This window comes from Streptomyces sp. NPDC005263, assembly GCF_042872365.1.
GTDB lineage: Bacteria > Actinomycetota > Actinomycetes > Streptomycetales > Streptomycetaceae > Streptomyces.
This window is the reverse complement of the sequence record NZ_JBIAKJ010000004.1, coordinates 39,852-63,114: the sequence shown is the minus strand read 5'-3', so window position 1 is coordinate 63,114 and position 23,263 is coordinate 39,852. Positions and strand designations below refer to the sequence as shown.

General features: G+C 72.8%; 18 protein-coding genes. 13 read left to right on the top strand and 5 right to left on the bottom strand.

All coding sequences use genetic code 11. The features are described 5' to 3' along the window. The first annotated feature begins 21 nt into the window (after positions 1–21). From ispG to ACFYRY_RS18840, 4 genes are all read left to right on the top strand, one after another. A complete protein-coding gene (gene ispG, locus ACFYRY_RS18855) occupies positions 22–1,179 on the top strand; it encodes a flavodoxin-dependent (E)-4-hydroxy-3-methylbut-2-enyl-diphosphate synthase (RefSeq protein ID WP_356767333.1) in 1,158 nt (385 codons plus the stop codon). A 321-nt stretch (positions 1,180–1,500) separates the two neighbouring features. After that, a complete protein-coding gene (locus ACFYRY_RS18850; RefSeq protein ID WP_389146466.1) occupies positions 1,501–2,349 on the top strand; it encodes a GNAT family N-acetyltransferase in 849 nt (282 codons plus the stop codon). Between the two features lie 108 nt (positions 2,350–2,457). Next, entirely contained in the window at positions 2,458–2,988 is a 531-nt protein-coding gene (locus ACFYRY_RS18845) for a GNAT family N-acetyltransferase (RefSeq protein ID WP_389146463.1), read from the top strand. An 83-nt stretch (positions 2,989–3,071) separates the two neighbouring features. Continuing rightward, complete coding sequence (locus ACFYRY_RS18840; protein WP_356767327.1) at positions 3,072–4,775, top strand: proline--tRNA ligase; 1,704 nt, start codon at positions 3,072–3,074, stop codon at positions 4,773–4,775. Positions 4,776–4,876: 101 nt separating this feature from the next. On the opposite strand, the gene ACFYRY_RS18835 is transcribed toward ACFYRY_RS18840, so the two are convergent. The 3 genes from ACFYRY_RS18835 to ACFYRY_RS18825 are packed head-to-tail and all read right to left on the bottom strand — an operon-like array spanning position 4,877 to position 6,840. Continuing rightward, entirely contained in the window at positions 4,877–5,773 is an 897-nt protein-coding gene (locus ACFYRY_RS18835) for an aminoglycoside phosphotransferase family protein (RefSeq protein ID WP_389146460.1), read from the bottom strand. A 48-nt stretch (positions 5,774–5,821) separates the two neighbouring features. Next, complete coding sequence (locus ACFYRY_RS18830) at positions 5,822–6,289, bottom strand: ferritin-like domain-containing protein (RefSeq protein WP_389146457.1); 468 nt, start codon at positions 6,287–6,289, stop codon at positions 5,822–5,824. Then, positions 6,286–6,840 (bottom strand): hypothetical protein, encoded by a 555-nt coding sequence (locus tag ACFYRY_RS18825; protein ID WP_389146454.1) that lies wholly within the window; start codon positions 6,838–6,840, stop codon positions 6,286–6,288. Before ACFYRY_RS18825 ends, ACFYRY_RS18830 begins: the two co-directional genes overlap by 4 nt. 225 nt (positions 6,841–7,065) lie before the next feature. On the opposite strand from ACFYRY_RS18825, the gene rimP reads away from it, so the two are divergent. The 9 genes from rimP to ACFYRY_RS18780 all read left to right on the top strand — a co-directional run bounded on the left by rimP (position 7,066) and on the right by ACFYRY_RS18780 (position 18,611). After that, on the top strand, positions 7,066–7,575 hold the full coding sequence (gene rimP, locus ACFYRY_RS18820) for a ribosome maturation factor RimP (RefSeq protein ID WP_389146450.1): 510 nt from the start codon (positions 7,066–7,068) through the stop codon (positions 7,573–7,575). 2 nt (positions 7,576–7,577) lie between these two features. Then, complete coding sequence (gene nusA / locus ACFYRY_RS18815) at positions 7,578–8,564, top strand: transcription termination factor NusA (protein WP_356767317.1); 987 nt, start codon at positions 7,578–7,580, stop codon at positions 8,562–8,564. A 102-nt stretch (positions 8,565–8,666) separates the two neighbouring features. Then, positions 8,667–8,945, top strand: coding sequence for a YlxR family protein (locus ACFYRY_RS18810; protein ID WP_389146448.1), 279 nt, complete (start codon positions 8,667–8,669; stop codon positions 8,943–8,945). 146 nt (positions 8,946–9,091) lie between these two features. Beyond that, positions 9,092–12,235 (top strand): translation initiation factor IF-2, encoded by a 3,144-nt coding sequence (gene infB / locus ACFYRY_RS18805; RefSeq protein ID WP_389146445.1) that lies wholly within the window; start codon positions 9,092–9,094, stop codon positions 12,233–12,235. 154 nt (positions 12,236–12,389) lie between these two features. Beyond that, positions 12,390–12,683: a DUF503 domain-containing protein gene (locus ACFYRY_RS18800; protein ID WP_389146442.1), complete on the top strand. Its 294-nt coding sequence runs from the start codon at positions 12,390–12,392 to the stop codon at positions 12,681–12,683. A gap of 58 nt (positions 12,684–12,741) precedes the next feature. Further along, entirely contained in the window at positions 12,742–13,188 is a 447-nt protein-coding gene (gene rbfA, locus ACFYRY_RS18795) for a 30S ribosome-binding factor RbfA (RefSeq protein WP_389146439.1), read from the top strand. Continuing rightward, the gene (gene truB / locus ACFYRY_RS18790) at positions 13,185–14,090 is read left to right on the top strand and encodes a tRNA pseudouridine(55) synthase TruB (RefSeq protein WP_389146436.1); all 906 of its coding nucleotides are present in this window, start codon (positions 13,185–13,187) and stop codon (positions 14,088–14,090) included. The genes rbfA and truB overlap by 4 nt, the downstream gene beginning before the upstream one ends. Positions 14,091–14,365: 275 nt before the next feature. Beyond that, positions 14,366–17,413, top strand: a complete 3,048-nt coding sequence (locus ACFYRY_RS18785; protein WP_389146433.1) for a trypsin-like peptidase domain-containing protein — start codon at positions 14,366–14,368, stop codon at positions 17,411–17,413. A gap of 244 nt (positions 17,414–17,657) precedes the next feature. Beyond that, positions 17,658–18,611 (top strand): bifunctional riboflavin kinase/FAD synthetase, encoded by a 954-nt coding sequence (locus tag ACFYRY_RS18780; protein ID WP_356767305.1) that lies wholly within the window; start codon positions 17,658–17,660, stop codon positions 18,609–18,611. Positions 18,612–18,726: 115 nt separating this feature from the next. Here the strand turns inward: ACFYRY_RS18780 and ACFYRY_RS18775 are convergent, their stop codons facing one another. Continuing rightward, a complete protein-coding gene (locus ACFYRY_RS18775) occupies positions 18,727–21,882 on the bottom strand; it encodes an SCO5717 family growth-regulating ATPase (RefSeq protein WP_389146430.1) in 3,156 nt (1,051 codons plus the stop codon). 620 nt (positions 21,883–22,502) lie between these two features. Next, a complete protein-coding gene (locus ACFYRY_RS18770; RefSeq protein ID WP_389148318.1) occupies positions 22,503–23,258 on the bottom strand; it encodes a hypothetical protein in 756 nt (251 codons plus the stop codon). Positions 23,259–23,263 lie beyond the last annotated feature (5 nt).

Here is a 23,263-nt window from a genome sequence, read left to right as displayed (position 1 = left end):
CGACTTGGGGTTGCACAGCAGATGACTGCGATTTCTCTCGGCATGCCGTCCGTTCCGACCAAGCTCGCCGAGCGCCGCAAGAGCCGGCAGATCCAGGTCGGGTCTGTGGCGGTCGGTGGAGACGCCCCGGTGTCCGTGCAGTCGATGACCACGACCCGTACGTCCGACATCGGCGCCACCCTCCAGCAGATCGCCGAGCTCACCGCCTCCGGCTGCCAGATCGTCCGGGTGGCCTGCCCCACCCAGGACGACGCCGACGCCCTCGCGACGATCGCGCGCAAGTCGCAGCTCCCGGTCATCGCGGACATCCACTTCCAGCCGAAGTACGTCTTCGCGGCCATCGAGGCCGGCTGCGCCGCGGTCCGGGTGAACCCCGGCAACATCAAGCAGTTCGACGACAAGGTCAAGGAGATCGCGCGGGCCGCGAAGGACCACGGCACCCCGATCCGCATCGGTGTGAACGCGGGTTCCCTGGACCAGCGCCTGCTCCAGAAGTACGGCAAGGCCACCCCCGAGGCGCTGGTCGAGTCGGCCCTGTGGGAGGCGTCCCTCTTCGAGGAGCACGACTTCCGGGACATCAAGATCTCCGTGAAGCACAACGACCCGGTCGTGATGATCGAGGCGTACCGCCAGCTCGCCGCCGCCTGCGACTACCCCCTGCACCTCGGTGTGACCGAGGCGGGCCCGGCGTTCCAGGGCACGATCAAGTCGGCGGTCGCCTTCGGCGCGCTCCTGAGCGAGGGCATCGGCGACACCATCCGCGTCTCCCTCTCCGCGCCCCCCGTGGAGGAGGTCAAGGTCGGCAACCAGATCCTGGAGTCGCTCAACCTCAAGCAGCGCGGACTGGAGATCGTCTCCTGCCCGTCCTGCGGCCGCGCCCAGGTCGACGTGTACAAGCTGGCCGAAGAGGTCACCGCGGGCCTGACCGGCATGGAGGTTCCGCTGCGCGTCGCCGTCATGGGCTGCGTCGTCAACGGCCCCGGCGAGGCCCGGGAGGCCGACCTCGGTGTCGCCTCCGGCAACGGGAAGGGCCAGATCTTCGTCAAGGGCGAGGTCATCAAGACCGTCCCCGAGTCGAAGATCGTGGAGACCCTCATCGAGGAGGCCATGAAGCTGGCCGAGCAGATGGAGGCGGACGGCGTGCTCTCGGGCGAGCCGTCGGTGTCTGTGGCGGGCTGACGGCGTCGGTGGCGGGCTGACGGTTTCGGTCGAGTACCGACCGACGGGTTCGGTCGAGGACCGGCGGGTTCGGGCGAGGGCCGGTGTGACTTTTCAAGCTCCGGTCCGGGCACCGAAGCCGCCCGGCGTTCGAGGACGAGGCCCGTTCCGGGCCGAAGCGGGTCCGGGGGCGCCGTCCCTTGAGACGGGACGGCAGCCCGGCGCCGAGACGGCGGCAGACGGTTACGTTACGGACAAGAGGGCGGAAACACAGGGCGGCGCGGCTCAGCTTCCGCGGGTACAGTGCGGGGACCAGCAGACCCGAGTGTGAGGCCCCCGCCCGTGTTGACCCAGACGACCTCCCGGGTCCTCGAACCGAGCGACCTGGATGCCGCGCTCGCCGTCCTCGACCGCGAGCCAGTCGCGAACGCTTTCGTGACATCCCGGATCCAGGTGGCGGGCCTCGACCCGTGGCGGCTCGGCGGCGAGATGTGGGGCTGGTACGAGGACGGCATGCTGACGTCCCTGTGCTACGCGGGCGCCAACCTGGTCCCGATCTGCGCCACCCCGAGGGCCGTCCGGGCCTTCGCCGACCGGGCCCGCCGGGCCGGCCGCCGCTGCTCCTCCATCGTCGGCCCCGCCGAACCCACCGCCCAGCTCTGGCGGTTGCTCGAACCCAGCTGGGGCCCGGCCCGCGAGGTCCGCCGCCAGCAGCCCCTCATGGTCACCGACCGACTGCCGGCCGACACCGCACCCGATCCCTACGTCCGTCGCATCCGCAAGGACGAGATGGAAACGATCATGCCGGCCTGTGTGGCGATGTTCACCGAGGAGGTCGGGGTCTCCCCGATGGCCGGTGACGGAGGGCTGCTGTACCAGGCCCGCGTCGCCGAACTCGTCGGCGCCGGCCGCTCGTTCGCCCGCCTCGACCAGCACGGCAAGGTCGCGTTCAAGGCGGAGATCGGCGCCGCGACCGACCGCGCCTGCCAGATCCAGGGCGTCTGGGTGGCCCCGGAGTACCGGGGCCAGGGCCTCGCCGCTCCCGGCATGGCGGCGGTACTCCGCTTCGCCCTGGCCGACGTGGCCCCCGTCGTCAGCCTCTACGTGAACGACTTCAACACAGCGGCGAGGCGCACCTATCGGAGGGTGGGCTTCAGGGAAGTCGGCGCGTTCATGAGCGTGTTGTTCTAGGCGGACGGCGACCACCACCGCCGGATCGATCCGCCTTGTCCGCGGCGCGGACAGCCACTGATCACCCGCACCCGACAGGACGCACGCGCGCCCCTGTACGCTCCCCGCATGGACCTCGTCATCGGCCCCCTGGATCTCTCCGCCCACGTCGACGAGGCCCTGGCAGTCCAAGCCGTCGCCTTCGGACTCGGTCCCGACGAGGTCGCCGTACGCCGTCAGATCGTCCTGCGCCACATGACCCACCCCGGAGCGAGGGCCCTCGGCGCGACCGCCGGAGGCAACCTGGTGGGATTCGTCTACGGCATGCCCAACAACCGCACCCACTGGTGGTCCACCGTTGTGGAGCCGTATCTCCGGGCGCGCCACTGCGACGACTGGCTCGACAACTCCTTCGTGATCACCGAGCTGCACGTCCACCCCCGCTACCAGAACCGCGGCATCGGCCGGTCGCTGATCACCACGATCACCGACGGCGCCGCCGAACCCCGCTCGATCCTCTCCGCGATCGACATCGACAGCCCGGCCCGCGGCCTCTACCACTCCCTCGGCTACCAGGACCTCGCCCGCCAGGTCCTGTTCCCGAGCGCCCCGAAGCCGTACGCGGTGATGGGGGCCCCGCTGCCGCTGCGCAGGCGATAGCGCGGCGACAATCGATTTCCGACGGGACGGACCCCCCGGCTAACCTCCTGCCATCACCCTTTATCAGCAGGAGTACGAGAGCCATGGCGAAAGCACCGGTCCAGCGCATGTCCCAGTTGATGGCGAAGACGCTGCGCGACGACCCGGCGGACGCCGAGGTCCTCAGTCACAAACTGCTCGTCCGGGCCGGCTACGTCCGCCGTACCGCCGCCGGTCTGTGGAGCTGGCTGCCGCTCGGCAAGAAGGTCCTCGCCAACGTGGAGCGGATCGTCCGCGAGGAGATGGACGCGATCGGCGCCCAGGAGGTGCTGCTTCCCGCGCTGCTGCCGCGCGAGCCCTACGAGGCGACCGGCCGCTGGGCGGAGTACGGCCCCGAACTCTTCCGCCTCCAGGACCGCAAGGGCGGTGACTACCTCCTCGGTCCCACCCACGAGGAGATCTTCACGCTGCTGGTGAAGGACCAGGCGTCCTCCTACAAGGACCTGCCGGTCATCCTCTACCAGATCCAGCACAAGTACCGCGACGAGGCCCGCCCGCGGGCCGGCATCCTGCGCGGCCGTGAGTTCCTGATGAAGGACTCCTACTCCTTCGACACCGAGGACGAGGGCCTCGCCCAGTCCTACGCGCTGCACCGCCAGGCGTACCAGAAGGTGTTCGCGCGTCTCGGCCTCGACTACCGCATCTGCGCCGCCACCGCGGGCGCCATGGGCGGCTCGAAGTCGGAGGAGTTCCTGGCCCCGGCGGGCGCCGGCGAGGACACCTTCGCCGACTGCCCGAACTGCGACTTCGCGGCCAACACCGAGGCGATCACCTACGAGCTGACGACGGCGGACGCCGACGGCGTGGCCGCGCTCGAAGAGATCCCGACCCCCGACACCCCCACCATCGAGACCCTCGCCGCGCACCTCGGCGTCCCGGCCTCCGCGACCCTCAAGAACCTTCTCGTGAAGGTCGACGGCGAGATCGTCGCCGTCGGCGTGCCCGGTGACCGCGAGGTCGACCTGGACAAGGTGGAGGCGCACTTCGCGCCGGCCGCGGTCGAGCTGGTCACCGCCGAGGACTTCGTGGGCCGCCCCGAGCTGGTCCGCGGCTATGTCGGCCCGCAGGGCCTGGAGAAGGTCAGGTACATCGCCGACCCGAGGGTGGCGCCGGGCACCTCCTGGATCACGGGCGCCAACAAGGAGCACACACACGCCAGGAACGTGGTCGCGGGCCGTGACTTCGAGGTCGACGCGTACGTCGACGTGGTGGTCGTCCAGGAGGGCGACCCGTGCCCGAAGTGCGGCACCGGCCTCAAGCTGGACCGCGCCATCGAGATCGGCCACATCTTCCAGCTGGGCCGCAAGTACGCCGACGCCCTCAAGCTCGACGTCCTCGGTCAGCACGGCAAGCCGGTCCGGGTCACCATGGGCTCCTACGGCATCGGCGTCTCCCGCGCGGTCGCCGCCCTCGCCGAGCAGACCGCCGACGACAAGGGCCTGTGCTGGCCCGCCGAGGTCGCCCCGGCCGATGTGCACGTCGTCGCCGCGGGCAAGGCCCTCCAGACCGAACTCGCCCTCGACGTCTCCGACAAGCTGGCGGCGGCCGGACTGCGCGTCCTGGTCGACGACCGGGCCGGTGTCTCCCCGGGCGTGAAGTTCACCGACTCGGAGCTGATGGGCGTACCGCGGATCCTGGTGGCCGGACGACGCGCCGCCGAGGGCGTGCTGGAGCTGAAGGACCGCCGGTCCGGTGAGCGCGAGGAGCTGACGGTGGACGAGGCGATCGAGCGCCTCACGACCGCCTGATACGGCACGTCTGACTGACCGTCCGCTACGGCGCGCCGGTGGGTTCCGCTCCGGTGGAATCCACCGCGCCCCGAACCCGTCCGAGCGGCTTCAGGAGGGTGCTAGAGCCACCCGGCGAGCTCCAGCAACATCTCCGCGTCCTTCGGCCGCCCCACCCGGCGGGCCCGCACCCCGGACTCCACAGCCCGGAACAGCGTCCAGCCGCGGAGCCGGTCCTGATCCACGTCCAGTGACTCCGCGAGTCGCTTCACCCGCCGCCTGGTCGTTGCCGGACCCGACGGTGAGGCGATCAGGTCCTCCACCCGGTCCCGCACCAGCCGCGCCAGATCGAAGGCGCACTCGCCGACCACCGGGTCGGGTCCCACGGCCAGCCACGGCATCCGCTCCCCGGCGAGCACCTTGCTCTGCCTGAACGTCCCGTGCAGCAACCGCCGCTCGGGGGGCGCGGCCAGCAGATCCGCGCGGACGGAGAGCGCCGCGTCCACCAGCTCAGCCACCTCCGCGTCGGCGGCCGCGCTCGCCCGCATCGCCTCGGCCTGCCGCCCGGTCCGCTCGGCCACCGTCTCGAAGGCATGGTCCCCCGGCTCCACCCACAGCCGCCGCAGGGCGCCCGCCGCCTCCAGCAGCGCCTTCGCCTCGGGCAGCGAGCGCACCGACACATCCGGACGCAGCCGCTCCAGGAGCAGCACACCCTCCGCCGTGCAGGGTTCGAGCAGCTGTACGGCACCCCGACCGGCCCACCGGACGAGCGCGGCCCGCTCGCTCTCCGGACGTGCCCGGGGCGGGGCCAGCTTCAGCACCGCCGGCGTCCCGTCCGCCCGCCGTACCAGCACCACCAGGCTGCTGCGCCCGCCGGGCACCTGCACCCGCTCCACGGTCGCCTCGCCCAGCGCGACGGCCTCCCTGGCCGCCTCGGGCAGCTTCTCCAACCAGCCGTCACCGTCCGGTGCCGTCTCACCGAGCGCCCTCACCAGACGCGGCGGTGGTTCGAAAGCCATACGCGAGCCGTTCCCTTCCCGCACGAATCGAGCCGTACGCGTTACGCGTTACCCAGTGGGCGTCGCCGACGCCGAAGCGTCCTGGGCCCGCTCGGCGAGCCCAGGGAAGGCTACGCTCTCGCCCCGCCACCGCACCGCCCGCACCGCCGCCTCGCGCAGCGCCCCGGCCGCCGCACCCCGCCGCTCACCCGTCGCCGCCCGCACCAGATCGGAGTACACCCCGGCCACCCTGTCCTCCAGCTCGGCCGCCAGCCGCACCGCCGAGGCCGGGTCCGGCACCGGGAAGGGCAGCGCGTACCCCGGCGCCGCGGACACCGGCGTACCGCCCAGGTCCCGCACCTGACGGACCAACGCGTCCCGCCGGGCGCGATGCGCGTCGTAGGCGGCCCGCGCCTCGGCGCGCCGGTTCCTCGGCACCCGGCCGCCGACGACCCCGTAGCCGTACACCGCCGCGTGCTCGGCGGCCAGCGCCGCCTGCACGGCCCTCAGTTCTCGTGCCCTCGCCGGTCCCGTCACTTCGTGCCCTCCGTCAGCAGGTACGCGTGCGCCGCCCCGGCCGCCGCGACCGAGGCCAGCAGCCGTGCCAGCTCGCCCGGCACGTCGAGCAGCGCCTTCGCGCGCCGGTCGGCCAGGGCCCGCTCGGCGGCGGCCAGCTCCGCGAGGGCGTCCCGCTCGGTCCCTGGTACGGCGGGCGAAGGGGAAGCGGAGCTTGGCAGCGAGGGTGAGGCCCCGGACGCCTTGGCGGGAGCCCCCTGGGCGGCGTCCTCGGGCGCCCTGCCGCCGAACGCCTCCGTGTGCCCCGCGACCGCCGCCCGCAACGGCCCCAGCCGGTCCGCCAGCGCGGGATACGCGGCGAGGACGGCGTCGTACCGCTCGGCCAGGCCCTGGCTGTCCCGGGCGGCACGCGCGCGTGCCCGCGCCGCGACCGACGGACTGCCACCCGTCGTCCCCCCGGACCCGTCGGAACCGGCGGAGCAGCCCGCCGACAGGGCGGCCCCGGCCGCCGAGACGAACAGCGCTCTTCTGCGCGGCCCCGAGGGGGTGCGCGGCGGTGGGGAAAACGGCACGGCAGACGTCCTCGGGAGCTCGTACGAACACACGGGCGGGAAGGGCGGCCCCGCAGGTGATCACGGTACCCGCGTACCGGCCCGCCGCCGATCATCGGCGCCGCCGAAGCCCGCGCCGGGTGCCCCGGGCACACGGTGGACGGCAACACACCCTGGGACCGGATACCCTTTGACCAGACACGCGACGTTCCCCACAACAGCACACGCGGCCGAGGAGTCACCCGGATGAGCACCACCCAGAGCGAGAGGCTGCGAGAACTTCTGGAGCCGCTCGTCGGCTCCCAGGGCCTCGATCTCGAGGAGATCGCGGTGGACTCGGTCGGACGCAAGCGTGTGCTGCGCGTCGTCGTCGACTCCGACACCGGTGCGGACCTCGACCAGATCGCCGATGTGAGCCGCGCGCTCTCGGCGAAGCTCGACGAGACGGACGCGATGGGGGAGGGCGAGTACACCCTCGAAGTCGGCACCCCCGGCGCGGAGCGCCTCCTCAAGGAGCACCGGCACTACGTACGCGCCGTCGACCGGCTGGTGAAGTTCCAGCTGCACGAGGGCGACGAGCTGGTCGCGCGGATCCTCCAGGTCGCGGACGAGGGTCTCGACGTGGAAGTGCCCGGCGTCAAGGGCCGCAAGGCCACCACCCGCACACTCGCCTTCGCGGACATCGACAAGGCCCGCGTGCAGGTGGAGTTCAACCGCAAGGACAACAAGGACATGACGGAAGAAGAGGAGGCGTAGCCGTGGACATCGACATGAGCGCCCTGCGGGGCTTGGTTCGGGAGAAGGAGATCTCCTTCGACCTGCTGGTCGAGGCGATCGAGTCGGCCCTCCTCATCGCCTACCACCGCACCGAGGGAAGCCGCCGTCACGCGCGCGTGGAGCTCAACCGGGAGACCGGGCATGTGACCGTGTGGGCGAAGGAGGACCCGGACGACCTCGAAGAGGGCCAGGAGGCCCGCGAGTTCGACGACACCCCGTCCGGCTTCGGCCGTATCGCCGCCACCACCGCCAAGCAGATCATCCTGCAGCGGCTGCGCGACGCCGAGGACGACGCGACGCTGGGCGAGTACGCGGGCCGTGAGGGCGACATCGTCACCGGCGTGGTCCAGCAGGGCCGCGACCCGAAGAACGTGCTGGTGGACATCGGCAAGCTGGAGGCCATCCTGCCGGTGCAGGAGCAGGTGCCGGGCGAGACGTACCAGCACGGCATGCGCCTTCGGTCGTACGTCGTACGCGTGGCGAAGGGGGTGCGCGGTCCGTCCGTGACCCTCTCCCGTACACACCCCAATCTGGTGAAGAAGCTCTTCGCCCTCGAGGTGCCGGAGATCGCCGACGGTTCCGTCGAGATCGCGGCCATCGCCCGTGAGGCCGGTCACCGCACGAAGATCGCCGTCCGGTCCACCCGTTCGGGTCTGAACGCCAAGGGCGCCTGCATCGGCCCCATGGGCGGACGCGTGCGCAATGTCATGGGCGAGCTCAACGGTGAGAAGATCGACATCGTCGACTGGTCGGACGACCCGGCCGAGATGGTGGCGAACGCGCTGTCCCCGGCCCGCGTCTCCAAGGTGGAGGTCGTGGACATGGCGGCCCGGTCGGCGCGGGTGACCGTGCCGGACTACCAGCTGTCGCTGGCGATCGGCAAGGAAGGGCAGAACGCCCGGCTCGCGGCCCGTCTCACCGGCTGGCGGATCGACATCCGTCCGGACACCGAGCAGCCCGGGGAATAGATCCAAGCCGCAGGTCGCTCAGATCACGACAGTTTGGTGTGCGGCAACTGTTCGATGCTTGCCCCGAAGGGGTGAGGTCGTTGCGGGGAGGTAGACTTAAGAGTGTCTGGCCGGACGCGAGCCCGCGCATGCCCTGAGCGCACCTGTGTGGGGTGCCGGGAGCGAGCGGCCAAGAAGGACTTGCTGCGGACCGTGGCGATCGAGGGCGAATGCGTCCCCGATGATCGCGGTACGCTGCCCGGCCGGGGTGCGTATGTGCACCTCGCCCTGGTCTGTCTCGATCTGGCGATACGCCGTCGGGCGTTCCCAAGGGCGTTGCGCGCCCCGGGACCGCTCGACACCGAGGCGTTGCGCCGCTACGTCGAGCAGGCAACACCGTAAGAAGTGTCGCGCGGAACCCCGTGCGGCCCTGGTACCCCGCGAGTTGGAAGTAGGTCGAGATTGCGATGAGCACTCGATGAGCACGCGATGAGTACGCCCATGAAGTAGCGACGGTCCGGACGCAACCCGGACCTAAAAGGAGCGAAGTGGCTAAGGTCCGGGTATACGAACTCGCCAAGGAGTTCGGGGTGGAGAGCAAGGTCGTCATGGCCAAGCTCCAAGAACTCGGTGAATTTGTCCGTTCGGCGTCCTCGACGATCGAGGCGCCCGTTGTACGCAAGCTGACCGATGCCCTCCAGCAGGGCAACGGAGGCGGCAAGCCCGCCGCACGCAAGGCTGCCCCGGCCAAGCCGGGCGCCCCCTCTCCCGCGCAGGGAGCCCGTCCGGCTCCTCCGCGCCCGGCGGCCCCCAAGCCGGCCGCCGCCGAGAAGCCCGCGGCTCCCGCCGCGCCGGCCGCTCCCGGCCCCCGTCCCACTCCGGGCCCGAAGCCCGCGCCGCGGCCCGCCCCGGCGTCTCCGGCTCCGACCACGCCCGAGTTCACGGCCCCCCCGGCGGCTCCCGCCGCACCGGCTGCCTCCTCTGGCTCCTCCGGCTCCGGCCCGCGTCCGGGCGCTCCGCGTCCGGCCGGCCAGGGTCAGGGCGGCCAGGGCGCGCGTCCGGGTGCCCGTCCGTCCGGCCCCGGCCAGGGCGGCCAGGGCCGTGGTGACCGCGGCGACCGTCCCGGTGGCGACCGTCCCGGTGGTCAGCGTCCCGGTGGCCAGGCGCCGCGTCCCGGTGCCCGTCCGGCCGGTCCGCGTCCCGGCAACAACCCGTTCACCTCTGGTGGCTCCACCGGCATGGCGCGCCCGCAGGCGCCCCGTCCGGGCGGTGCCCCGCGTCCCGGCGGTCAGTCAGGCCCCGGCGGCGCTCCGCGTCCGCAGGGCTCCGGCCAGGGCGGTCCCCGTCCCCAGGGCGCGTCGGGCGGTCCCCGTCCGCAGGCTCCGGGCGGCGCTCGTCCCAGCCCGGGCGGCATGCCCCGCCCGCAGGGCGGCGGTCCGCGTCCCGGCGGCGGCCCCGGCGGCGCCCGTCCCAACCCCGGCATGATGCCGCAGCGTCCGGCTGCCGGCCCCCGTCCCGGTGGCGGCGGCCCCGGCGGTCGTGGTCCCGGCGGCGGCGGTCGTCCCGGCGGCGGCGGTCGTCCGGGTGGCGGCGGCTTCGCCGGTCGTCCGGCCGGTCCCGGTGGTGGCGGCGGCGGCTTCGCCGGTCGTCCCGGCGGTCCCGGTGGCGGTGGCGGCGGTTTCGCCGGTCGTCCCGGTGGTCCCGGTGGCGGTGGCGGTCGTCCCGGCTTCGGTGGTCGTCCCGGTGGTCCGGGCGGTCGTGGTGGCACGCAGGGCGCCTTCGGTCGTCCCGGCGGTCCCGCGCGTCGAGGTCGCAAGTCGAAGCGGCAGAGGCGCCAGGAGTACGAGGCCATGCAGGCCCCGTCGGTCGGCGGTGTGATGCTGCCTCGCGGCAACGGACAGTCCGTCCGCCTGTCGCGCGGTGCGTCCCTCACCGACTTCGCGGAGAAGATCAACGCCAACCCGGCGTCGCTCGTCGCCGTGATGATGAACCTCGGCGAGATGGTCACCGCCACGCAGTCCGTCTCCGACGAGACGCTGAAGCTCCTCGCGGATGAGATGAACTACATCCTCGAGATCGTCAGCCCGGAGGAGGAGGACCGCGAGCTGCTCGAGTCCTTCGACATCGAGTTCGGCGAGGACGAGGGCGGCGAGGAATTCCTCATGCCGCGTCCGCCGGTCGTGACCGTCATGGGTCACGTCGACCACGGTAAGACCCGCCTCCTTGACACCATCCGCAAGACGAACGTCGTCGCGGGCGAGGCCGGCGGTATCACGCAGCACATCGGTGCGTACCAGGTCGCCACCCAGGTCAACGACGAAGAGCGCAGGATCACCTTCATCGACACCCCGGGTCACGAGGCGTTCACCGCCATGCGTGCCCGTGGTGCGAAGTCGACCGACATCGCGATCCTGGTCGTCGCGGCCAACGACGGCGTCATGCCGCAGACGGTCGAGGCGCTCAACCACGCGAAGGCGGCCGACGTCCCGATCGTCGTCGCGGTCAACAAGATCGACGTCGAGGGCGCCGACCCGACCAAGGTGCGCGGTCAGCTGACCGAGTACGGGCTGGTGGCCGAGGAGTACGGCGGCGACACGATGTTCGTCGACATCTCCGCGAAGCAGGGCCTCAACATCGAGAGCCTGCTGGAGGCCGTGGTCCTCACCGCGGACGCCTCGCTCGACCTGCGGGCCAACCCGGAGCAGGACGCGCAGGGCATCGCGATCGAGTCCCACCTCGACCGTGGCCGCGGTGCCGTCGCGACCGTCCTGGTGCAGCGAGGCACCCTGCGGGTCGGCGACACCATGGTGGTCGGCGACGCGTACGGCCGTGTCCGCGCGATGCTCGACGACAAGGGCGAGAACGTGGAAGAGGCGGGTCCCTCGACCCCGGTCCTCGTCCTCGGTCTCACCAACGTCCCGGGCGCCGGCGACAACTTCCTGGTCGTCGACGAGGACCGCACGGCGCGTCAGATCGCCGAGAAGCGTGCCGCCCGTGAGCGGAACGCCAACTTCGCCCGCCGGGGTGTCCGGTTCTCCCTGGAGAACCTGGACGAGGCCCTCAAGGCCGGTCTGGTGCAGGAACTCAACCTCATCATCAAGGGCGACGCGTCCGGTTCGGTGGAGGCTCTCGAGTCCTCGCTGCTCCAGCTCGACGTCGGCGAAGAGGTCGACATCCGCGTCCTGCACCGCGGCGTGGGTGCGGTCACCGAGTCGGACATCGACCTGGCGACCGGCTCCGACGCCATCGTCATCGGCTTCAACGTCCGCGCTGCGGGCCGCGCGGCGCAGATGGCGGACCGCGAGGGCGTCGACGTCCGGTACTACTCGGTGATCTACCAGGCCATCGAGGAGATCGAGGCGGCCCTCAAGGGCATGCTCAAGCCGGAGTACGAGGAGGTCGAGCTCGGCACGGCGGAGATCCGCGAGGTCTTCAAGTCGTCCAAGCTGGGCAACATCGCCGGTGTCCTGGTCCGCTCGGGCGAGGTCAAGCGCAACACCAAGGCGCGCCTGGTCCGCGACGGCAAGGTCATCGCGGAGAACCTCACCATCTCCGGGCTGCGTCGCTTCAAGGACGACGTCACCGAGATCCGCGAAGGCTTCGAGGGCGGTATCAACCTCGGAAACTTCAACGACATCAAGATCGACGACGTCATCGCGACGTACGAGATGCGGGAGAAGCCGCGCGCGTAAGCGCTCGGACTTCCGAGACGGTCCGGTCCGGGGCCGGTCGACGGAGATTATTTCCGTCGATCGGCCCCGGCCGTTCGTTGTACGGTTCTGATGTCCCTGCCACATGGATGGCGGGGCCATCGATCCCGGACCGGCGGGTGAACCGGTTACACACATGTATGTGGGGACTCTGTCCTTCGACCTTCTCCTCGGCGACGTACGGTCGTTGAAGGAGAAGCGCTCCGTGGTCCGCCCGATCGTCGCCGAGCTCCAGCGGAAGTACGCGGTGAGCGCGGCCGAGGTGGAACACCTGGACCTGCACCGGCGGGCGGGCATCGGCCTCGCGACGGTGTCCGCCGACGTGGGGCACGTGACCGACGTACTGGACCGGTGTGAGCGGCTGGTCGCCGGACACCCCGAAGTGGAGCTGCTGTCGGTGAGACGGCGCCTGCACGGCGACGACGACTAGAGGCCCTTCGGGCGACCAGATTCTATGAACGTGAAACAGGAAGAACGGGAGACGACCAGTGGCCGACAACGCGCGGGCTAAGAGGCTGGCGGACCTCATCCGAGAGGTGGTGGCCCAGAAGCTGCTGCGCGGGATCAAGGACCCGCGGCTCGGCTCGAACGTCACCATCACGGACACCCGGGTCACGGGTGACCTGCGGGAGGCGACCGTCTTCTACACGGTGTACGGGGACGACGAGGAGCGGGCGGCCGCGGCCGCCGGGCTGGAGAGCGCCAAGGGCGTGCTCCGCTCCGCCGTCGGCGCGGCGGCGGGCGTGAAGTTCACGCCGACCCTGACCTTCGTCGCGGACGCGCTGCCCGACAACGCCAAGACCATCGACGACCTCCTCGACAAGGCACGCCAGTCCGACGAGAAGGTGCGCGAGGTCTCCGCCGGCGCCCGCTACGCCGGTGAGGCGGACCCGTACAAGAAGCCCGGTGAAGACGAGGACGACGCCGCCGAATGACCCAGAAGAACCAGACGCCCGACGGCCTTGTCATCGTCGACAAGCCGTCGGGCTTCACTTCGCACGACGTCGTCGCCAAGATGCGCGGGATCGCCAGGACCCGGCGCGTCGGGCATGCCGGCACGCTCGACCCGATGGCGACCGGAGTGCTCGTGCTCGGCGTCGAGAAGGCGACCAAGCTCCTCGGGCACCTCGCGCTCACCGAGAAGGAGTACCTGGGCACGATCCGCCTGGGGCAGACCACCCTCACCGACGACGCCGAGGGCGAGATCACGGGGTCGGTCGACGCCTCGAAGGTCACCCGCGACGCCGTCGACGCGGGGATCGCCAAGCTGAGCGGCGACATCATGCAGGTGCCGTCGAAGGTCAGCGCCATCAAGATCGACGGCGTCCGCTCCTACAAGCGGGCGCGTGAGGGCGAGGAGTTCGAGATCCCCGCCCGGCCGGTCACCGTCTCGTCCTTCGCGGTGTACGACCTCCGGGACGCCGTCGCCGAGGACGGCACCCCGGTCCTCGACCTGGTGGTGTCGGTGGTCTGCTCGTCCGGCACGTACATCCGGGCCCTCGCCCGCGATCTCGGCGCCGACCTCGGCGTCGGCGGTCACCTCACGGCGCTGCGCCGGACCCGCGTGGGTCCGTACAAGCTCGACTCCGCCCGGACCCTCGACCAGCTCCAGCAGGAGCTCACGGTGATGCCCGTCGCCGACGCGGCCGCGGCCGCGTTCCCGCGCTGGGACGTGGACGCCCGGCGTGCCCGGCTGCTGACGAACGGCGTGCGGCTCGACATGCCCGAGGAGTACGCGGGCCGGGGCGCCGTGGCCGTCTTCGACCCCGAGGGCGTCTTCCTCGCCCTCGTCGAGGAGCAGAAGGGCAAGGCCAAGAGCCTGGCCGTCTTCGGCTGAGGACGCACGCGGTGTCCTTCGCCCGTGGAGCGGCGATCACGGGGTCGTCACTGACGCCGCTCCACGGTCCCCCTCGGTTCCCCCACCCCTAGGGTTATCCAGCCACCCCCGCCCATTCACCCGTCCGGGCAGGCGCTCGGAGTGAAGCGGGGGAGCGGGAGGGGGCGCGTTCGTCCCGGGACCTGTGCGGCTGATCATCTCGGGCCTACCGTCGAAAACAGGCACGTGCGTGCGTACGGAGGACACGCACACGCGTACGGCGGGGAGGTTCGACCATGGCGGGACGGAGCGTGCGGGGCGGGGACGCCGACCACACCGTGCGCCTGCTCCAGGCCGGCGACTTCGCGCGGCCGCCCCGGACCGATGACATCGCAGGCCCGCCCGGGACCGACGGCCCCGCGCGGCCGACCCGGGCGGCGGGCCCCTCCCGGTACCCGCGCGGCGGGTGCGACGAGGCGCTCGTGCGCATCCACGACCTCGCCGGGCGCCCCCGCGGCACCGGCTTCCTGGCCGACCACCACGGCACGGTCGTCACCAGCCACGAGACCATCGACGGCCTGCCCCGACTCGCGCTGTACGGCACCGAGGACCGTGGTTGCGTCGTGACCGCCGACGCGGTGATCCCGTTGCCCGAGCTGGGCCTGGCTCTCGTACGCACCGAGGGGCTCGGCGTGGACCCGCTCCCCGTGACCGTGCGGGGCCGGGTCGACAGCGGCGCGTATGTGCGGCTCCCGGCCGGGTGCTGGCGCGAGGCGCGGGTTCTGGGAGTGGCCGGTGCGACGTACGCGGCCACGGACCGCTCGCATCTCCTCGACGGTGTACTGGAGTTGGCGATCGGCACGGCGGGGCGGGACGCGTTGCGCCCGGGCGGTGGGGCGGCGGGTGGCCCGGTGCTCGACACGGGGACCGGCGCGGTGATCGGTGTCCTCTGCACCGCCCTGCACAGCGGCCACCGGGACGCCGCCTTCGCGGTCCCGCTGCGCCCGGCTCCCGACGGCCCCCTCGCCGCCCTGCTCACCGAGAACGCCACCACCGTCCCCGCCTACGGCGCCGACCTCAACCTCGCGGGCGTACGGGAACTGACGGTCACCTCGGTGGCGCAGGACGGGCCGCCGCGGCTGGCGGAGGTCATCGAACGGGCCGCCACGGCCGCGGAGTTCGGCGCCTTCGTCCAGGGTTCGACCGCCGTCCTCGGTCTCGTCGGGGATCCCGGGAGCGGGCGTACGACCCAACTCGCGGCCCTGGCCGCCCGGCGCCACGGGGGTGCGCAGCCGGCCCCCACGCTGTGGCTGCGCGGGGCCGACCTGGAGGACGGGGACCTGTCGGTCGAGGACGCCGTGAGCCGGGCGCTGACCCGGGCCGCCCGGACCCTCGCGGCATCGCGGTCCGCCCTCGCCGGCGACCTCGGTGACCTCACCCCGGACCGTCTCGCCCGCCTCTCGCACGCCGCGGGCTGCCCCCTCCTGCTCCTCCTCGACGGCCCCGAGGACATGCCGCGGGCCCTGGCCCAGCGCCTTTCCGAGTGGACCGCGGGGACGGCGGCATGGCTGCGGGAGACGGGCGCACGGCTGGTGGTGGCGTGCCGGGCGGAGTTCTGGGAGGAAGCGGGAGCCGGATTCCCGGCAGGGACGCTGTACGACCCCAGGGACCGCACCGGGCGGGGCGACGGACGCGAGACCGGTGATGCGGGTGCGGCTGTTGATGTGGGTGAGGAGGGTGAGGCGGGGGAGGCCATACTGGGGTTCCTCCCTCCCCATGTGCGCCTCGGAGACCTGCGCGAGGACGAGGCCCGCCGAGCACGCGCGCGCTACCGCATCCCCGACGACGCCCTCGCCGAACCCGACGCCCGCCATCCCCTCACCCTCCGGCTCCTCTCCGAGGTCCACGCGGCCCTCCCCGGCTCACCCCAGGCGCAGGTCCACTCCCACACCCGCGTCGACAGAGAGGACGTGTTCTCGGCGTACCTCGACCTGATGTGCCTCCGCGTCGCCCTCCGCCTGGCCGCCGGACAGGGACTGCGCGGCCCCGCCGTGCGCCGGCTCGCCGCCAAGGTCTCCGGACAGGTCCACGAGGCCGCCCGCCGGTCCCTCGGCTCCGGACGGGGCGAACTGGACCGGGAGTCCTTCGAGGAGGTGTTCCCGTGGGGCCGGGCCCCCGCGCGGCTCGGCGGCGGCACCGGCTGGGCGTCCGCCGTCCTCACCGAGGGCCTCCTGGTCCCCGCCGGCACCGGCTACCGCTTCGCCCACGAGGAACTCGCCGACTGGCTCCAGGGCACGCACCTCGACCTGGACCAGGCCCTGCTCGCCCTGATCCACCACCGCCCCGACCCGCCCGGCAGCGCGCCCACCGTGCCCGTACCGCACCACCGCATCGGACCCGTCATCCAGGCCCTGCTGCTCCTCGCCCGCCAGCACGGAACGCCCCAACTCTTCCTCCGCCTGGAGGAGTTGACCGACGCGCTCGACACCGACCCCTCCCCTTGGTGGGCCGCCCGCCTCCTCGCCGAGGTCCTGCGACGTGTCCCGGACGCCACCCCGTACACGCCCGTCCTGCGCCTGCTCACCGACCGGATCGTGCGCCGACGGCAACAGGAGCCGACGCTGCCGCCGCCCGCGGAACTCGGGCCCGACTTCTGGACCGCCCTGCCGCTCCCGCCGGGCACCCGGCTGGACCTCCTGCGCCGCCTCGTCCTGGCCGACGGCGCTCCGCATCAGGCCGGACCACGGTTCCTGGACGCCGTCGCCGGACTGCTCACCGCGGACCCCACCGCCGTACAGACGCACCTCGTCGACTGGTTCGACGACGAACGGCCACTGCCCGCCACCCCGCACGCGACCGTCGCACAGGCCGCGCAGGCCCTGCTGCACACCCACCGGCACCGTGCGCTCGACGACCTCACGGAGCTCCTGGTGACCTGCGCGCACCAGCGGGCCGAGGAACTGCTCGCCGTACTGGCGCAGGACGAGCCGTCCGCGATCTGCCGGGCCGTCGACCGGTGGGCCCGCGACGAGCGGCCCGCACGCCGGGGCGCGGCGGTGGCGTACGGGCTGCGGGCCGCCCCGCACGTACGTACCGAGGCGGACCGCGCACTGCTGCGCCGCACCGCCCTCGCCCTGCTCGACCACCCCGACGACCGCACGGTGGACGGCGGTGCGCTCGCCCTGCTGGCGCACGATCCACGCACCCGCGCCCGCCATCTCCCGCAGGCGCTCGCACACTTCGTCGCCGGCGACCCGCGGCTCCCGCCGAGCACCCTCGTTCCCGCCCTCGCGACCCACCCCGAGCCGGTCTTGGACGCCTTCCACGCGCGGCTGGCGCGGTGACCGGAAGGTGCGCCGGCACGCGTTCCCCGCGCTGACTGCGGCTGCCTCCCGCGACGACGTCCGCGACGGCCGCCCGCGGCGGCCGGTGCGGGTGTGCCCGTGTGGCTGTGTGCGTGCGCTGGGTCACAGCCCCCATGCCGATGCCGATGCCGGGCAAGGGCACGCGGCATGGCACCCTTAGACCTGCGTAAGAGGCGGAGCGACGGACACAGGTTCGGCGAGGATGCGACGAGGAGCGGTCACAGTGCAGCGCTGGCGTGGCTTGGAGGACATCCCCCAGGACTGGGGGCGCAGCGTCGTCACCATCGGGTCCTACGACGGAGTTCACCGCGGACACCAGCTGATCATCCGGCATGCCGTGGAACGCGCCCGCGAGCTGGGCGTTCCCGCCGTCGTCGTCACCTTCGACCCGCACCCCAGCGAGGTGGTCCGCCCCGGCACCCACCCGCCGTTGCTGGCCCCGCACCACCGCCGCGCCGAACTCATGGCCGACCTCGGCGTGGACGCCCTTCTGATCCTCCCGTTCACGACGGAGTTCTCGAAACTCTCGCCCGCCGAGTTCGTCGTCAAGGTCCTGGTCGACAAGCTGCGCGCGAAGGCGGTCGTCGAGGGCCCGAACTTCCGCTTCGGCCACAAGGCCGCGGGGAACGTCGAGTTCCTCGCCGGGCAGGGCAAGATCTACGACTTCGAGGTCGAGATCGTCGACCTGTACGTACGCGGTGAGGCGGGCGGCGGCGAGCCGTTCTCCTCGACCCTGACCCGGCGCCTGGTCGCCGAGGGCGACGTCGAGGGCGCCGCGGAGATCCTGGGCCGTCCGCACCGGGTGGAGGGCGTGGTCGTCCGGGGCGCCCAGCGTGGCCGCGAACTCGGTTTCCCGACCGCGAACGTCGAGACCCTCCCGCACACCGCGATCCCCGCCGACGGCGTCTACGCGGGCTGGCTGCACGTGAACGGCGAGGCCATGCCGGCGGCGATCTCCGTCGGCACGAACCCGCAGTTCGACGGCACCGAGCGCACGGTGGAGGCGTACGCCATCGACCGCGTGGGCCTCGACCTGTACGGGCTGCACGTCGCCGTCGACTTCCTGGCCTTCGTGCGCGGGCAGGCCAAGTTCGACACGCTGGACGCGCTGCTGGAGCAGATGGCCGAGGACGTCAAGCGCTGCCGGGACCTGGTGGCGGGGGCGGCGACCGAGTAGGAGGCCTTCGCCGCTCTCCGCGTCTGCCTCTGTCTGTCTCTTTCTCTTCTCTTCATGACGTCGAAGGGCGGCCGGTGCCTCGGGCACCGGCCGCCCTTCGATCATGTCGTGCCGCCTACTGCTGGGGCGGCGGGGGAGGGGGCGGGGTCTGTCCGTCCGGCTGCGGGTGGCCGGGGTACGGCTGACCGGGCTGTCCCTGCTGCGGCGGGTAGGGCTGCGGACCGGACTGCGGGTACGGACCCGGCTGGCCGGGCTGCCCCGGGTGGGCGGGCGGCTGTCCCGGGTGACCTGGCTGGCCCGGCTGAGGGTAGGGCTGGCCGGGCGCGAACTGTCCCGGTCCCGGTTGCCCCGGCTGCGGCTGCTGAGGGTACGGACCCGGCTGACCGGGGACCTGCTGGCCCGGAACGGGCTGACCGCCGTACAGCTGCTGGCCCTGGTGCCCCGGCATCGGCGGCGCGGCCACCGGCGGCGGGTTGCCGTCGTTCGTCCACAGGCCGTGCGCCTGCTGATGCCGTACCAGGTCCTCCGCGACCAACGCGGCGAGGTTGAAGTACGCCTCCCGCACCTTCGGCCGCATCATGTCCAGGTCGACCTCGGCACCGGCGGCGAGGTGCTCGTCGAACGGCACCACGACCACACCCCGGCACCGCGTCTCGAAGTGCGCCACGATGTCCTCGACCTTGATCATCTTGCCGGTCTCGCGGACACCGGAGATGACGGTGAGGGACCGGGAGACCAGGTCGGCGTACCCGTGCGCGGAGAGCCAGTCCAGCGTCGTACTCGCACTGCTCGCACCGTCCACGGACGGCGTCGAGATGATGATCAGCTGGTCGGCGAGGTCCAGCACACCGCGCATGGCGCTGTACAGCAGACCGGTGCCGGAGTCGGTCAGGATGACCGGGTACTGCTTGCCCAGCACGTCGATCGCGCGCCGGTAGTCCTCGTCGTTGAACGTGGTCGACACCGCCGGGTCGACGTCGTTGGCGATGATCTCCAGGCCGGAGGGCGACTGGGAGGTGAACCGCCGGATGTCCATGTACGAGTTGAGGTACGGGATCGCCTGGACGAGGTCACGGATGGTGGCCCCGGTCTCCCGGCGCACGCGGCGGCCGAGCGTACCGGCGTCCGGGTTGGCGTCGATCGCGAGGATCTTGTCCTGCCGCTCGGTCGCGAGGGTGGAGCCCAGGGCGGTGGTGGTCGTGGTCTTGCCGACGCCGCCCTTGAGGCTGATCACGGCGATCCGGTAGCAGGACAGCACCGGGGTGCGGATGAGGTCCAACTTCCGCTGCCGCTCGGCCTCTTCCTTCTTTCCGCCCAGCTTGAACCGGCCGCCGGCGGCCGCCGGACGGCTGCTCTTCGCCTTCTGCCGCTTGCTGTTGAGCAGCCGGTCCGAGGACAGCTCCACCGCCGCGGTGTAACCGAGCGGCGCGGCACCGGAATGCGTCGCCTGCCGCTGGTCGTGCTGCATCGGCTGCGGCCAGGCGGCACCGGTACGGGGGTCGACCGGCGGGTGGGGCTGCTGACCCTGGGGGTGCTGACCCTGGGGGCCGGGCTGGGGCTGAGGCGGCTGACCCGGCTGTGGCTGGCCCGGCTGGCCCTGCTGTGCGGGCGGCGGCGGGAAGCCGTATCCGCCTGCCTGGGCAGGGGAGTCGGGCGAGTTCGGCGCGGGCGGGGCGGGAGGGGCGGGGGGCTGGGGGAAGCCGTACCCCGACTGCTGCGGGCCGGTCTGCGGTTGCGCATGGGGGTGCGGGAAGCCGTAGCCGCCCTGCGGGTCGGGCATCGGGGCTGGGGGCTGCTGCGGGAAGCCGTAGCCGCCCTGGGGGTTCGGCGCCGGGGCAGGGGGCTGTGGGGGGAAGCCGTAGCCGCTCTGCGGGGGAGCCGGAGGGGTGGGCTGGGGCGCCGCGGGCGCCGGGGCGTTGTGGCTGCCGGGCTGCGGGAAGCCGTAGCCGGGTGGAGCCTGCGGGGCGGGCTGTGCCGCGGGGGCGTTCCAGGAGGCCGGCGCGGGCTGCGGGGCCTGCGGCTGGAACGGCTGCTGCTCCGGCTGCTGCGGGGACGGCTGCTGTTGAGGCGGCGGGGGGAAGCCGTAACCGCCGGGCTGAGCCTGGGCCGGGTCCGGCTGCGGGACGGACGGAGCCTCCGGCTGGGACTGCGCGGGCCACTGCGCCGCCGGGGCCGGTGCCGCGGGCTGGTAGGACGGCGGCAGCGGCGGGACGCCGCTTTGCGGTGCCGGCGGGGGAGGAGTCCAGGCGGCCGGGGCGTCCGGCGCGGGAGCGGCGGGGCCTACGGGCTGCGCGGGGCTCTGTCCGGCGTCGGGACCGGCGGGCGCCTCGGCGCCGTGGGCGCCGTCGTCGTCCGGGGCACCCTCCGGTGCGGGGGAGTCCGGCGCCCCGGCGGACGAACCGGCCGGGTCGGGCGTACCCGATGTGGCGGAGGTGCCGGGTGTGCCGCCGGAGGGCTGGGCGCTCTGGGTTTCCTGATCGGTGCTCTCGGGCTCCTCCGGTGTGCCGGTCGGGTCCGTGAAGGAGGGCGCGCCCCCGTCACCGGCTCCCTGCCGGCCGTCGGCGGTGGGCTCCTCCGCGGCAGCCGTGAGGTCGCCCGCGGGAGCCGCCGTACCGTCCGCACCGCCCTCTCCCGTGACCCGCTCGGCACCGGTCTCGGCGTCACCGGCGCCGTTCTGCGGCGCGGCCTCGCCGTCCGCCGCAGGGGGCATGGGAGCGCCGGTCGAGAACGCGGCCGGCGTCCCCGTGCCGGACTCGGGCTCTTCGGCAGCGGAGTGCGCACCCGCCGGGAACCCCCCGGCCTGGGCGTCGGCCCCGGCCGCGGGCATGGCGGTGCCGTCGCCGGAAGGGGCGTCGGTGTTCGCTGCCGCGTCGCGCTCCGCGATCTCACGCTTCAGTGAGGAGGACGAGATCCGCATCGTCGCGCCGCTGACGAGGTCGCCGTCCGCGGCTTCCTCCTCGGGTGCCACGGGCGCGGGCGGTGGCGTGGGCGTCCAGGCGGGCTGGTAAGCGCCGCCGGGCGGCAGGTCGGGTACGGCCACGGGGGGCCCGAGCGGCGGCGGAGGCGCGGTGGGACCGGTCGCCGGGGCCGGCGGGGGCGTCGGAGCCTGGGGAGCCGTGTTCGACGCACCCGAGGCGTTCTGCGTGTACCAGGCCGGTGGGGCGTAGTCGATGGTGAACTCGCCCGTCATCTCGATGGCGGACTCCGCGTCGGTCTGGTCGTCGTCGGGTGTGTCCCAGCCCCCGCGGATCCCGTCCCGATCGCTGTTCACAGTTCCTCCTGATGTGGTCGAGCACCCTCATGCCGTGCTGGGGCGACCGTTACTGTCGTCCGATTCGCCGGGCCGCCCCCTACGGGCCCCGGGCCTGTCGTCGCAGAGCCCGCATCGCCCGCTCGCGAGTACTCGCGACGTGCTCTACCCCAGCCTAATCATCAAAACAGCGAGCCCGGCAGGCCCGCCCACCCGACGGGCTTCCCCAAAGCAACCCAATGCCCGCGAGAACGCGACAAGTTGGACATGACAGTCAGGGTGAATGTGTACGCGTGAGACGTCACGGCCCGGCCCGGCACGCATCCCTGGACAGCGCGCCCCGCCCGAAAAGCGTGGCGGGCCACCGGAGATGCGCGGTGGGCGCCGGGGATGCGCGGCGACCCTCGGAGTAGCCGCCCGCCCGACATCCCGTGCCGATGCCGACGCGTCCTGAGAAGTCGGTCAGCCGACGTCCCGACAGGCTGCCCCGAAGAGCCGCTCCATCAGCTCGGCCCGTGCGGCCCGTTCGACCCGTGCGGCCCGTGCGGCCCGTTCGACCCGTGCGGCCCGTTCGACCCGTGCGGCCCGTGCGGCCCGTTCGACCCGTGCGGCCCGTGCGGCCCACGGGGCAGTGCGCCGCCTCAGTCCATGCGGCGGGCCACGCCCAGCAGCCCGGTCTCGGCATCCGTCGCCTGCGTCAGCACGTACTGCCGGTCCCGCTCCGTGCACCACAGGGTGAGACCGTCCTGCAAGGTGGGCAACGACTCGATCTCGGGGCGCGGCAGCCCTATCACCCGCCCGATCTCCGCGGCCTCGTCCGGCGACACCCGCTGCACGCCGACCAGCCGCGCCTGGCGCAGCAGGCGCGGCGCGACCGGGCTCAGATACGGCAGCAGGGTGAGCACGGCCTGCCAGGGCGCCGACACCACGCGTCCGCGCGGCGGCCGCATACCGCAGTCCCGCACCACCAGTACGGGCGTACCGGCCGACGCGCCCTGCGGGGGTACCCGGCCGACGTCGTACACGGCCAGGCCGTTCTGCCCGCCGCCCATGGCGTGCACCATCGGCATCCAGGCCTGCGGACGACCCGTCTCCACGGCCACCCGGGCGCCCGTCGCCGCCGCACGCAGCGCCAGCACCTGGGCCGTCCACAGACCGCCGATGAGGAGGATGTCGTACGGCGTGGGCCGGTTGACGCCGAGCACCGCGGGCTGACCCTCGGCGTTGACGCCCGCCACCACACCGTCGTCCCCGAGGGGCAGGGACAGCGCGCCCATCTGCTCCACGGGCAACGTGTGCCGCGGATGCCGCGGGCCGATCAGCCCGAACCCGGTACGCAGCCGCTCCCTGAACGCCGCCCCGCCCTCGGACGAGGACGACTGCGTCGACGTCGTCATGGCCA